The sequence below is a fragment of the Halalkalibacter hemicellulosilyticusJCM 9152 genome, assembly GCF_000513115.1.
GTDB classification, from domain to species: domain Bacteria; phylum Bacillota; class Bacilli; order Bacillales; family Bacillaceae_D; genus Halalkalibacter; species Halalkalibacter hemicellulosilyticus.
On sequence record NZ_BAUU01000022.1, the window covers coordinates 22,875 to 34,385 of the forward strand.

The 11,511-nt window shown below is 37.6% G+C and carries 14 protein-coding genes and 1 pseudogene; 5 read left to right on the forward strand and 10 right to left on the reverse strand.

The window, feature by feature from the left end:
* Nucleotides 1–54 precede the first annotated feature (54 nt).
* Together hbs and pssA are read right to left on the reverse strand one after the other, a co-directional pair.
* Nucleotides 55–330 carry a non-specific DNA-binding protein Hbs gene (gene hbs / locus JCM9152_RS14190; protein WP_035345616.1) on the reverse strand — a complete coding sequence of 92 codons (276 nt, stop codon included), beginning with the start codon at nucleotides 328–330 and terminating at the stop codon, nucleotides 55–57.
* A 277-nt stretch (nucleotides 331–607) separates the two neighbouring features.
* A complete protein-coding gene (gene pssA, locus JCM9152_RS14195; protein ID WP_035345618.1) occupies nucleotides 608–1,147 on the reverse strand; it encodes a CDP-diacylglycerol--serine O-phosphatidyltransferase in 540 nt (179 codons plus the stop codon).
* A 107-nt stretch (nucleotides 1,148–1,254) separates the two neighbouring features.
* Here pssA and JCM9152_RS14200 point away from each other — a divergent pair, with 107 nt between their 5' ends.
* Nucleotides 1,255–2,046 carry a phosphatidylserine decarboxylase gene (locus JCM9152_RS14200; protein ID WP_035345620.1) on the forward strand — a complete coding sequence of 264 codons (792 nt, stop codon included), beginning with the start codon at nucleotides 1,255–1,257 and terminating at the stop codon, nucleotides 2,044–2,046.
* A gap of 1 nt (nucleotide 2,047) precedes the next feature.
* Nucleotides 2,048–2,578, forward strand: coding sequence for a hypothetical protein (locus JCM9152_RS21455; RefSeq protein WP_052015974.1), 531 nt, complete (start codon nucleotides 2,048–2,050; stop codon nucleotides 2,576–2,578).
* A 185-nt stretch (nucleotides 2,579–2,763) separates the two neighbouring features.
* Here JCM9152_RS21455 and mnhG read toward each other — a convergent pair whose 3' ends face one another.
* The 7 genes and pseudogenes from mnhG to JCM9152_RS14240 all read right to left on the reverse strand — a co-directional run bounded on the left by mnhG (nucleotide 2,764) and on the right by JCM9152_RS14240 (nucleotide 8,517).
* Nucleotides 2,764–3,111 carry a monovalent cation/H(+) antiporter subunit G gene (gene mnhG / locus JCM9152_RS14210; RefSeq protein ID WP_035345622.1) on the reverse strand — a complete coding sequence of 116 codons (348 nt, stop codon included), beginning with the start codon at nucleotides 3,109–3,111 and terminating at the stop codon, nucleotides 2,764–2,766.
* Nucleotides 3,098–3,373 (reverse strand): Na(+)/H(+) antiporter subunit F1, encoded by a 276-nt coding sequence (locus JCM9152_RS14215; RefSeq protein WP_035345624.1) that lies wholly within the window; start codon nucleotides 3,371–3,373, stop codon nucleotides 3,098–3,100. The genes mnhG and JCM9152_RS14215 overlap by 14 nt, the downstream gene beginning before the upstream one ends.
* Nucleotides 3,373–3,849, reverse strand: coding sequence for a Na+/H+ antiporter subunit E (locus JCM9152_RS14220; protein ID WP_035345626.1), 477 nt, complete (start codon nucleotides 3,847–3,849; stop codon nucleotides 3,373–3,375). Before JCM9152_RS14220 ends, JCM9152_RS14215 begins: the two co-directional genes overlap by 1 nt.
* A 5-nt stretch (nucleotides 3,850–3,854) precedes the next feature.
* Nucleotides 3,855–5,335 (reverse strand): annotated as a pseudogene (locus tag JCM9152_RS14225) (Na+/H+ antiporter subunit D).
* A complete protein-coding gene (locus JCM9152_RS14230) occupies nucleotides 5,328–5,666 on the reverse strand; it encodes a Na(+)/H(+) antiporter subunit C (protein ID WP_035345628.1) in 339 nt (112 codons plus the stop codon). Before JCM9152_RS14230 ends, JCM9152_RS14225 begins: the two are co-directional and overlap by 8 nt.
* The gene (locus JCM9152_RS14235) at nucleotides 5,666–6,106 is read right to left on the reverse strand and encodes a Na(+)/H(+) antiporter subunit B (protein WP_035345630.1); all 441 of its coding nucleotides are present in this window, start codon (nucleotides 6,104–6,106) and stop codon (nucleotides 5,666–5,668) included. The genes JCM9152_RS14230 and JCM9152_RS14235 overlap by 1 nt, the downstream gene beginning before the upstream one ends.
* Nucleotides 6,103–8,517, reverse strand: coding sequence for a Na+/H+ antiporter subunit A (locus JCM9152_RS14240; protein ID WP_035345632.1), 2,415 nt, complete (start codon nucleotides 8,515–8,517; stop codon nucleotides 6,103–6,105). The genes JCM9152_RS14235 and JCM9152_RS14240 overlap by 4 nt, the downstream gene beginning before the upstream one ends.
* A 340-nt stretch (nucleotides 8,518–8,857) precedes the next feature.
* Between JCM9152_RS14240 and JCM9152_RS14245 the strand changes: the two genes are divergently transcribed.
* Nucleotides 8,858–9,067, forward strand: a complete 210-nt coding sequence (locus JCM9152_RS14245; protein WP_035345634.1) for a hypothetical protein — start codon at nucleotides 8,858–8,860, stop codon at nucleotides 9,065–9,067.
* A gap of 215 nt (nucleotides 9,068–9,282) precedes the next feature.
* Here the strand turns inward: JCM9152_RS14245 and JCM9152_RS14250 are convergent, their stop codons facing one another.
* A complete protein-coding gene (locus JCM9152_RS14250; RefSeq protein ID WP_035345636.1) occupies nucleotides 9,283–9,423 on the reverse strand; it encodes a sporulation histidine kinase inhibitor Sda in 141 nt (46 codons plus the stop codon).
* A gap of 438 nt (nucleotides 9,424–9,861) precedes the next feature.
* Here JCM9152_RS14250 and JCM9152_RS14255 point away from each other — a divergent pair, with 438 nt between their 5' ends.
* Both JCM9152_RS14255 and yqeH read left to right on the forward strand, forming a co-directional pair.
* Nucleotides 9,862–10,398 carry a YqeG family HAD IIIA-type phosphatase gene (locus JCM9152_RS14255; protein ID WP_035345638.1) on the forward strand — a complete coding sequence of 179 codons (537 nt, stop codon included), beginning with the start codon at nucleotides 9,862–9,864 and terminating at the stop codon, nucleotides 10,396–10,398.
* Nucleotides 10,399–10,401: 3 nt separating this feature from the next.
* Nucleotides 10,402–11,511: a ribosome biogenesis GTPase YqeH gene (gene yqeH / locus JCM9152_RS14260; protein WP_035345640.1), complete on the forward strand. Its 1,110-nt coding sequence runs from the start codon at nucleotides 10,402–10,404 to the stop codon at nucleotides 11,509–11,511.

Consider the following 11,511-nt stretch of genomic DNA (forward strand, 5'->3'; position numbering starts at 1 on the left):
TGTTAAAACTAAACAACCGACAAATGGTTGACCATTTGTCGGTTGTTTTCATTTTTATTCGTTTACAGCATCTTTAAGTTGTTTACCAGGCTTGAATGCTGGATTTTTTGTAGCTGGAATTTCAATTTCTTCTCCAGTCTGAGGATTACGACCTTTACGAGCAGAACGCTCACGTACTTCAAAGCTACCGAAGCCAACAAGTTGAACTTTTCCACCTTCAACTAGTGCATTTGTAATACTTTCAAAAACAGCGTCAACTGCTTTTGAAGCATCCTTCTTTGATAATTCTCCTTGCTCTGAAACGGCATTGATTAAATCTGTTTTGTTCATTAAAATAACTCCCTTTCTTTCCTTTGATTGAAAACTATTTGTCATCATATTTTTTTAGACAAGCAGTTCAAAAAATGCTGCAACTAAAATTTCTCACGAAAGCCTAGTCGTGTCAAGAGTTTCATCGGAAAATCCATGATTTTTACCCAAAAATACCTAAAAAAAATGTCCTTTTTTGACATTTTCGCTAAAAAAGGACATTTTTAATAGGATGCATATTAATAGGTTTTTGTCAAATTATTCACACGCACATATCTTTAAATCTAGCCTACCGATTCTAAATTTTGCGAACCTTAAAAGTAGAAATCATGAGAATAGATAAAATCAATGTAAGAAACATGAAGAAATATGAAGGTAAATAAGGTACAATTAATATTTGTAAGGTCAAAATACAACCCGCTGCAGTAATGGGTAAACCAACAAAATGAAATTTCGGGGTTGTAACGTTAAATCGAGCTAATCGGATAGCACCACATAAAATGAAAAAAATGGTTAGAAACATCCCTGGAAGACCGAAGGAGTTTAGGCTTGCTTGGAAGATTAGAAACGCAGGAGCGACCCCAAAGGAAACAAGATCACTAAGAGAGTCTAGTTGCTTTCCAAAATCAGAAACCGCATTAAACCGTCTAGCTGCTGCACCATCAAGCCTGTCACATAACGCAGCGATTGTAATAAACAATAAGGCAATATGAAGTTGATTTTGAATAACATAAATAATAGCAAAAGCACCTAAACATAAATTGACAAGCGTTAACGCATTAGCTATTTGACTTTTTATCTTTTTAGCTGTGTTGTCTAATTGTTGTAACAAAAACATATATCATCAACTCCTTTGTTGTATGATACGATTTTAAAAACTCATTTCTACAATCATAACATAGTGCTTTCTCATGCACTAGAACATGACTCTAGGAGATTTGGAAAATGAAGAAAAATTTTTTTAGAATATGTGTAGAGTTAACCAACCATCGGATTTCGTCATACTTATTAAAAACGTTTGCCACGTCTACATTAAGTAAACCGCTAGTTGTTCCTTTCGCTCGTACATTCAATCTTAATCAGGAAGAGATGGATCGACCATTACTATCCTATAAAAATTTGCATGAATTATTCACACGAAATTTAAAGGAGGGGAGTAGAGAGATCGACCATCGAGATTATACTGTTGTTAGTCCAGTTGACGGTGTTGTTGCTCAAGTTGGACAATTAAATGCTGGAGAGTCGTTTTTAATAAAAGGACAAGTGTACAAATTAGAAGAAATGTTTGAATCTCAAAAAAAAGCAAAAGAATATGCGAATGGTCAATATGCTGTTATATATTTAAGTCCGAGTCATTACCATCGCATACATGCTCCACTGACAGCTACTGTTAGAGAGAGATGGTCACTTGGAAAACGGTCATATCCAGTTAATGAGTATGGTCTGACGTATGGGAAACGCCCTTTATCAAGGAATTATCGTATTATTACAGAAGTTGAGGTCAACGATAAATCGTTAGCACTTGTTAAAGTTGGAGCAATGAACATTAATACAATTGAGCTCACTCATCATAAACGAAATGTTGAGAAGGGGGAGGAGTTAGGATATTTCTCATTTGGATCGACCGTTGTTCTTTTGGCTGAGGAAGGTCTACTTCAATTTAATGAATTAAATGCAGGACAATCACTTCTAATGGGAGAAAGTATAGGAGAACTTATTTTAAGAGAGGGGAGATAAGATGGGCACATATGTAAGGGTTGCGACACAGTTGGCCAACCGTTCTCCACTTCCATTACTTTGCCCAAAGGAGCGGTGGAACGAGAAGCTTACAAAAGAAATTATGGATTTGTCAGACGAAGAGCTGACTGATCATGATTCCTCAACATTATCAAGTCAAGCTGTCCGTTCAGGTTTACTTCTTTGGAATGATGAACTAGAGCTGTCGCATTCAATCTCACAAGGAATTCCTGAAGAGATTGGCAGCCTTTGGCATGGTATGATGCACCGGAGAGAAGGAGATTTTAGTAACGCAAAGTATTGGTTTCGTCTTGCAGGAGAACAGTCTGTGTTTACATCTTTATACGAAAAAGCAAGTATAGTATCATCTGAAGTAAAGTCATGGGGACGGTGGGATCCTTTTCGGTTCATTGATGAAGTGGAAAAGGTGATTCAATTAAATGGGGAGGATTCATCCGATGCGATGATTCTTCGAGAAATCCAAGTGTTGGAATTGATGTTATTTATTGACCATAGTCGAAGTGCCCTTTAAGGTACTGAAAAAGCCTCGAAAGCGAGTTTCTGGAGCGCAATGGAACGAACTTGTGGCTACATATTTCGTAAAAATATGCGGAAGAGCCCCAAAATAATGAAAGCCGGTGAAATTTTACTTGTCGTAAAATTTTACCGGCTTTTCATTTTCAGAGGAGGGGTTTTGTCCCAAACTCTTTAGATAAATTATTGTGATTCCTTTTGAGCTTTCTTTAAGTCGTCCTGGACGCTTTTTTCCCATAGAGGTACTTCTGTTCGATAGGCTGCACGTCCAACCATCTGAGCGGCTACAGGAGCTGTTAAGAAGACAAAGATGATCGCAAGCAACAATTTCATAATAAATTCACCTTGGATGAGCAAGAAGAATAGAAAGGTGGCAATGATAATGGAGATGACTCCGAGAGTGGCGCTTTTCGTTGCTGCATGTGTACGTCCATATACATCAGGAAAACGAATAAGACCAATTGAACCGAGTAAGCTTAAAAAGCCACCAATTATAACAAAAATACTAATAATAATCTCAGTCGCGGTCAAAGACAACACCCCTCTCAATAAATTTCGATAATGCAATTGTACCGATAAAGGCCAGAATACTTATGACAAGTATAACTTCAGAATAGGCGACGGTCTCTTGTAAGATCATAAGAATGCCGATGAAGCCTATTAAATTAATGCCAAAAGCATCAAGTGCGATGATTCGATCTGGCATAGTAGGGCCTATCACGGTACGAATGAAGCAGACGAATAGCGAGATCGACATGATGACGAGTACAATCGTGAGAATCATATGAAACATTACTTCGTCACCTCCATAATAGCTCGTTCAAATGTATTATGAATTTGTTCGATCATAGCATTTTTATCTGGAACGTGAATCGAATGAATGTATATCGTTTGATTATCAGACGAGAAATCCATTGATAATGTTCCTGGAGTTAGAGAAATTAATGATGCGAGTAAAGTAATCTCAAACTCTGATTTTAATTTCGTTGGAACAGCTACAATTCCTGGTTTTATGTTCATTTTTGGGCTCAGTACAATTTTAATGACGTCGATGTTAGCTAACACTAATTCTTTGATGAATAAAAGTACTAGTTTAATGATCGCCCATACTCTTCGAAAGTAAAAATCGAATCTTAGAAAGCGCCGTAAAACGAACAGGATCAGGATCCCGATGACATATCCAACTAGAAAATCGACACCTGTGTAACTGTTTTGTAATAACACCCATACGAGAGCGATGACAATATTAGTTAAAATTTGAAAAGCCATAGCAACTACTCCTTAAGCACAGATTCGATGTAAATTGATGGATCTAAAATTTGCTCAGCTACTTGTAAAGAATACTGAAAGACGGGCTCTGCTGCAAATCCAAGTACGATCGTTAAAGCAACGAGAGGTACGATTGGTAAAAGTAGTTTACCTACACGGAATTGTGCCTGTTCTTCAGTGTGCTTCTGTTCTCCCCAGAAGGCATACATAAAGATTTTGATCATCGAGAAGAGAGTTAATAAACCTACGGCTAATGCAACCCCAGCGATGACATATCCCCCTTCTTGGAAGCCAGCGAGGATAATCGGAAATTTACTAAAGAAACCACTTAATGGTGGAATTCCAGCAAGTGAAATCGCACATATAAAGAACATCCACGCTAGGTAAGGGTGGGTTTTTAGTAGTCCTCCCATTTTTTTCAAATCAGTTGTTCCAGTAACTTTTTGTGCAGCGCCTGCAAATAGAAACAAGGCAGATTTAACGATAATGTGGTGAGCAATATAATAGATCGCACCGGCAATTGCTAATTGCGTATAAATTCCAAGTCCCATCACCATATAGCCGACCTGACTAATGATGTGATAAGAGAGAATTCGCTTGAAGTCAAATTGTGATACGCTCCAAGTACGCCGAAAATCATCGTAAGTCCAGCTAATGTCACGATTATATAATGTGTAAAGCTAGGATCGTGAGTGAAAATGAGTGTAAACATGCGGATGATCGCATAAATACCAACCTTTGTTAAAAGTCCACCGAATAATGCTGCGATAGCTGCAGGTGGTCCGTAGTATGATCGCGGGAGCCAGAAATATAAAGGGAAAAGAGCCCCTTTCATACCGAACACGAGTAAAAACAAAATCGCAATGACATTTAAAACACCTGTCTGATCGAGCAATGCTACTCGTTCTGCAATTTGAGCCATATTTAATGTTCCTGTTACCGCATAGAGATAGGCGATCCCAACGATAAACAAGATAGATGCAAAAACGTTAATAATGACATATTTCAATGATTCACGAAGCTGATATTTCGTCCCTCCATGAACAATAAGAATATAGGAGGCAATTAACATGACTTCAAAGAATACAAATAAGTTAAACAAATCTCCTGTTAAAAAAGAACCGTTAACACCTGCTAATAAGAAAAAGTAAAACGGGTAGAAGTAAAACTTCTCACGTTCAGGTGAAATCGTTTGAAAGGCGAAAAATAGACAAACAAAGCCGACGATACTTGCTAATACAACCATCATCGTTGCAAACATGTCTGCAACGAGTACAATACCAAACGGCGCTTGCCAGTTTCCTAACTCAAGAGTTGTAATACCATTTTGGAAGACGAATATAGCAATATAAATCGCTAAAGCTAGCATCGCGGTCATTGTAATGGCACTAATAACACGTTGGATTGTATGTTTCTTTGAAAATAATATCAAAACTGTTCCAATAATAAACGGTATTAATACAGGTAGTAAAATTAAATTATTCATCAGCAGATCCCCTCAATTGGTCTAAATCATCCGTCTTATGCTCCTTATACGTACGATAGGCTAGCACAAGTAAAAAGGATGTGACCCCAAAACTAATGACAATGGCTGTCAAGATAAGTGCCTGTGGCAACGGATCGGCATACGCTTCTGATCCAAGGCTTAACAGTGGGGGTGTCCCACGCTGCAATCCAGCCATCGTTAATAAGAGTAAGTGGGCTCCGTGTGATAGAAGGATTAACCCAATTATGACACGTAACATGCTTTTCGTTAGTATCATATACGTTCCCACTGTAAAGAGGACACCTACAGTGATGGACATTAAGATTTCCATTACTCATCATCCTCCGCAATTGTTAATATGATTGTCAAGGCTACACCAACTACGACTAGATAGATACCTAAGTCAAACGGAAGAGCAGTTGTCAGCTCTGTTTCTCCTAAGATGGGAAGTTGGTAGTATTCAAAGAATTGCGTGAGAAACGGGTAGCCAAAGAGCATACTAGCAACCCCGGTTCCAATTGCAATTAATAATCCGATCGCGATCATTGAAGCAAAATTGATCGGAAGTGCTTTTTTGATTGTTTTCATATCGAATCCAAGATACATCAGTAGAAAAGCACTTGCTGTCATTAATCCTCCGATAAATCCTCCGCCAGGATCATTATGACCTGCAAAGAATAGATAGACGGAGAAGGAGAGGATGATAAACGTGACAAAGCGCGTAACCGTATTTAGCATTAGGTCATTTGTCTTTATTTGGTTTGGCTTCATACATCTTCCCTCCCTGTCATACGAAGTTTCACAAGTGCGATAACACCTAATGCGGCGATACCGAGAACGAGAACCTCAAGTAACGTATCTAATCCACGGAAGTCAACGAGAATGACATTAACCATGTTGTAGCCGCCAGCGAGCTCTTTAGAGTTTTCAATAAAGAATTCCGCAATGGTTGGTAGGTTTGCTTCTGAACCGAGAGCAAATGAACTAAATGCAATAGCAGTGACGAGTCCACCTACACCTAGAGCAATTAATAGGTTAACGATATTAAATCGTGGTGTGAACTTCTCTTTTCTGAGATCTGGCAAGTGATAGAACGCCAGCATAAAGAGAACGACCGTAACCGTCTCAACAAGTAACTGTGTTAACGCTAAATCTGGTGCACGGAATACAACAAATAGTAAGGCTAATAGGAAGCCAAGCACTCCAACAACAATGACGATCGTCATCCGATGATGAATGAATGGAATCGAGACGGTGGCTGCAATAAAGACAAGTGTAAGCACCCACATAAATGGATCAATACCTGATAAGTTAGTCGTTTCGATCGCAAAAGCATCATATTTAATCATCGTGTATCCGCACAATAGAATGATAAATACCGTCATATAGGCGAAATAATCACGAAGTAAACCAGTCATTTGGATACGAGTAATGGCCTGTGAGCCGCTAATCGTTCCACTAACTCCATTGTCATAAAACCAGTTAAGCGGGTCGCGTTCACGCATATAAATGCTTAGCTTTGTCCACTTCTTCATCAGTAAGTAAATGACCGTTCCGAATATAATGACTCCAAATGTCATGAATAGCTCAGCGTTAAATCCGTGCCAATGGTAAATGTCGACATGGAACACTTCTCCATCGGGTAAGAGCGAAGGCAAAATGGCTGCCATTGCTGGTTGGATTAATGTGTACGCCAATATATTAGGGAAGAAACCGAAGACCACAACAAGTGAGCCTAATACAATTGGACTAATTAACATACCGATTGGCGCTTCATGAACATGGTCAACCTCTAATTTCTCAGGTTGGAATTTACCAGTAAACGTCTTGAAGAACATGATCATACAGTAAACAAATGTGAAAATACTCGCTATCCATGCAAGGATTGGGAATAAAAGTCCCCACGTTTCCATGCTGAAAATGGATAACTCTGATGCACGTAGTACACCTGTAAAGAACATTTCCTTACTTAAGAACCCATTAAATGGAGGTAGCCCAGCCATTGATGCGATTCCGATCAATGATACGGTAAATGTTACAGGCATAATCGTCATTAAACCACCAAGCCTACGAATATCTCGTGTGCCCGTTTCATGGTCAATAATACCAGCAGTCATAAACAAGCTACCTTTAAAGGTTGCATGGTTAATCAGATGAAACACAGCAGCTAATATAGCTAGCGTAAAGTAATCTTCGCCCATACCAAAATACATCGATGCTGAACCAAGACCAAGTAAGCACATAATTAAGCCGAGCTGACTGATCGTCGAGAAAGCTAGGATAGCTTTAAGGTCTTTTTGTCTGACAGCTGATAAGGAACCCCAAAATAATGTGATGATCCCAAAACCAGATAGAATCCAAAACCATTCGGGGACCCCACCAAAAACAGGTGTTAATCGAGCGACTAAGTAAATACCCGCTTTAACCATTGTTGCTGAATGTAAATAAGCACTAACAGGTGTCGGTGCTTCCATTGCATCTGGTAACCAGATGTGAAACGGAAATTGAGCTGATTTTGTAAATGCTCCTAATAAAATAAGAAGCATTGCAGGAATAAATAGCGTACTTCCGGTTAGTAGGTCGACATTGGCAATGAGCTCACGAATACTAAATGTACCTGCCATAACATAAACAAGGCAGAAACCACCAAGCATTGACAATCCACCCATTACGGTAATAAGCATTGATTTTTGTGCGCCGTATGTTGATTTCTCGCGGTGGAACCAATAACTAATTAATAGGGATGAAGCTAAACTTGTGACTTCCCAAAAAACATAGAGAACAATTAAGTTATCAGATAGGACAACCCCAAGCATCGCACCCATAAACATTAATAAGTACACGTAAAAATTGTTTAGTTTTTCTGTCTTCTTTGAAAGGTAATAGATGGAATAGAGCACAACTAAAGCACCTATCCCTGTTATGAGTAATAGGAACAATAAACTTAAACCATCTACATAAACAGTAAAGTTGATTCCGAGTGATGGAACCCACGGAACGACTTCTTTCACGACGTCACCATTAGAAGTGATTGGTAAGAAGTTAATGAAATAAATAAATAGAACCACTGGCAAGATTAAAACAAACCAGCCTGTATGTATAGACCTTAAGTATTTATACAAAAACGGAATTAAGATGGCTAACAAAAAAGGGGAGATTGTAGCCCAATGTAAAAGCGTCAACAGACATACCTCCTTATGAAATAATAGTGATGATTAAGCTACGATTATGTTTACTCCTCTCTCTTTACCTTTAAAGACAGTATTACTTTTAGGCTAATTGAAATTATAACCTATAACGAAAACTCATGCATCTAATGTACTTATTAGGATATGCCATTTTATCGAAACTTATAAATATGAAGAAAATCAGTAAAAATCCTTTTAAAAAATTTTTTTGAGCAAATATTTAAAGCGATTACATCGCTTGTGTAAGTAGCTATTTTGGAAAAACATGTATAGATTTCTAGTGAGTGAGCCATTCTAAATAACAAAAGAAGCAAATTCAACTGGAGTGTATCATATGAGTAAGAGACAGAAATGCTTAGCAGCTGTTAGTTTGTTTTTAGTTTTATTTTCAAGTGGGTGGTATGCTCATGAATATAATGAAAGGCAAATTCATTTGAAGGGGTTGGATACGTATCAAATTCAACAATTAGATGACGGAATTGATCGTACAGGTCCTTTTAAACCAAGGGAATATATACGGATTGGACCAAGAAATCGCCGATAAACTTAAAAAAGGTTGGCTACGTATTATCGTAGTCAACCTTTTTGTATGAAGTAGTAAAGATGTCCAATCTGTACAGGCTAGTTATTGGAATAAACAGACCACTTACAAGAAAAGCTCAACCTTTTGTAGCGGCTATACTCAAAGCTTTTAAAGTAAAGACAACTAAGCGGTTTGATATAAGGTTAACGCTAGGGCATAATCAATCATACACATATTTATGAAGAAAGTTTTATTTTATCTGTTAGAGAGCGTCTAGTCAATTCAAGGCGGATTAATTCAATAAAATCATGACTTAAATTCAACTCGATAGCCTTATAGTAAGTTTCAATTAATAATTCATCAGAAAGGTTTTTCATTATTATCCTGTCTAGTTCAAGATAGACAGGTTCACCTCCTTTTTCCCATTCTATGTGTGCTTACCATATTGAAAAAAAAGTAGAATACATGATGTGACCTATGCATATAAATGTACGTTTATTAATTAATTTAATCCTACCATGATAAGGAAATTAGAACAACTGTTCTAGTTATCCACACTTACCGGTGTATAACCTGTTAATACCCTGTTTACTTTTGGGTCAAACCCTTACCCTGGATGGATTGATATGTGTATAAGTTTATCCACAGTGTTGGATGGTGATTGGATTTGTCGAAAACTTTTTTGAAATTAGTGATAAAAAGAGAAAAATGTAAAAAGATGTTGTGCTCATTTGCTTACATTATTGTGTATGACACTTATTGAAAAATAAATAAAAAAACGGTATAGTTAAAGTTTGGTAAAGGAATATTGGAAAATGATAAAGAGGTGTGGCCTTGTGTTAAAACAGCTGTTGCCAAATCAATATGAGAAGAGCATTTATGACATTCGTTTTGATGAATTGAAGAAAAAAGGAATAAAAGGGATCATTACAGATCTTGATAATACGCTAGTTGAGTGGGATCGACCTCAGGCAACTCCTGAAGTTCAGCAATGGTTTAAAGAGCTCAAAGAAATGGGCATGAAGATTACGATCGTTTCGAATAATAATCTTAAACGTGTAAAAGCATTTGCTGAACCGGAAGAAGCTGTTTTCATTCATAGTGCACAGAAACCAAGAAGACGTGCTTTTAAACAAGCGTGTCAAGAAATGAATTTGAAGGATGAAGAAGTTGTTGTCATTGGAGATCAAATGTTTACGGACGTATTAGGTGGGAACCGTGCAAATTTGCATACAATTCTTGTTGTACCTGTAACGAATACCGATGGACTAGCTACAAAATTTAATCGTACGATGGAACGGTTTGTATTGAAATGGATGAGAAAACGTGGACTAATTAAATGGGAGGATTAACAAATGGAAGAGAGAACAATCACATGTGTTGGCTGTGGTATTGAAATCCAAACAACCGAAAAGAACCAACTTGGTTATACACCTCCTTCGGCTTTAGAAAAAGATGTCGTTACATGTCAACGTTGTTTTAGGTTGAAGCATTATAATGAAGTTCAAGATATTTCCCTAACAGATGACGATTTCTTAAAAATACTTCACGGGCTTGGCGAGCGTAAAGCATTAATTGTGAAAATTGTTGATATTTTCGATTTTACAGGAAGCTGGTTACCAGGTTTACATCGATTCGTTGGAAATAATGAAGTCTTGCTCGTTGGAAATAAGGTTGATCTACTACCTAAATCATTGAATCACAATCGTCTAGTTAATTGGATGAAAAAATCAGCTAAGGATTTAGGGTTGCGTCCAGTGGATGTTTGTCTAATGAGTGCTGAGAAGGGGAAGGGAATTGAGGAAGTAGCGGAAGCTATTGATCATTATCGGAATGGTCGAGATGTTTTTATTGTTGGATGTACGAATGTTGGGAAATCAACCTTTATTAACCAATTAATTAAAGCATATGGTGGAGATACCGAACAGCTCATAACAACCTCTCATTTTCCGGGTACGACACTTGATATGATTGATTTACCATTAGACGATGGTAAGACTCTTTATGATACACCAGGTATCATTAATCACCACCAAATGGCTCATTATGTCGATAGTGAAGAATTAAAAGTGATTACGCCTAAAAAGGAAATAAAGCCGAAAGTATTTCAATTGAATCCAGAGCAAACTTTGTTTTTCGGTGGTCTTTGTCGATTTGATTTCGCTGAAGGGGAACGCTCTTCATTTACATGCTACTTATCTAATGAATTAATGATTCACCGTACGAAAAAAGATAAAGCAAATTCATTATATGAACAGCACGTTGGAGAATTGTTAGTGCCTCCTGGACCGACCTCTAAAGAAACGTTACCTCCTTTAGTAAAATCAACTTTTCTCGTGCGTGAAGAAAAAATGGATATTGTTTTTTCAGGACTTGGTTGGGTAACGGTACATGGCCAACATTTGCGGATTGAAGCATATGCTCCTAAAGGTGTGAACGTCTCAATTCGTGAATCGATTATATAA

Coding starts and splice junctions, on each gene's coding strand:
- JCM9152_RS14220 (WP_035345626.1), bottom strand. CDS start 3,849: ATGGCTTTTCAAATTTTAACTAATATTGTCATCGCTCTCGTATGGGTG.
- JCM9152_RS14230 (WP_035345628.1), bottom strand. CDS start 5,666: ATGGAAATCTTAATGTCCATCACTGTAGGTGTCCTCTTTACAGTGGGA.
- yqeH (WP_035345640.1), top strand. CDS start 10,402: ATGGAAGAGAGAACAATCACATGTGTTGGCTGTGGTATTGAAATCCAA.
- JCM9152_RS14245 (WP_035345634.1), top strand. CDS start 8,858: ATGAGTAAGAGACAGAAATGCTTAGCAGCTGTTAGTTTGTTTTTAGTT.
- JCM9152_RS14250 (WP_035345636.1), bottom strand. CDS start 9,423: ATGAAAAACCTTTCTGATGAATTATTAATTGAAACTTACTATAAGGCT.
- JCM9152_RS14200 (WP_035345620.1), top strand. CDS start 1,255: ATGAAGAAAAATTTTTTTAGAATATGTGTAGAGTTAACCAACCATCGG.
- JCM9152_RS14235 (WP_035345630.1), bottom strand. CDS start 6,106: ATGAAGCCAAACCAAATAAAGACAAATGACCTAATGCTAAATACGGTT.
- JCM9152_RS21455 (WP_052015974.1), top strand. CDS start 2,048: ATGGGCACATATGTAAGGGTTGCGACACAGTTGGCCAACCGTTCTCCA.
- JCM9152_RS14215 (WP_035345624.1), bottom strand. CDS start 3,373: ATGTTTCATATGATTCTCACGATTGTACTCGTCATCATGTCGATCTCG.
- pssA (WP_035345618.1), bottom strand. CDS start 1,147: ATGTTTTTGTTACAACAATTAGACAACACAGCTAAAAAGATAAAAAGT.
- JCM9152_RS14255 (WP_035345638.1), top strand. CDS start 9,862: ATGATAAAGAGGTGTGGCCTTGTGTTAAAACAGCTGTTGCCAAATCAA.
- hbs (WP_035345616.1), bottom strand. CDS start 330: ATGAACAAAACAGATTTAATCAATGCCGTTTCAGAGCAAGGAGAATTA.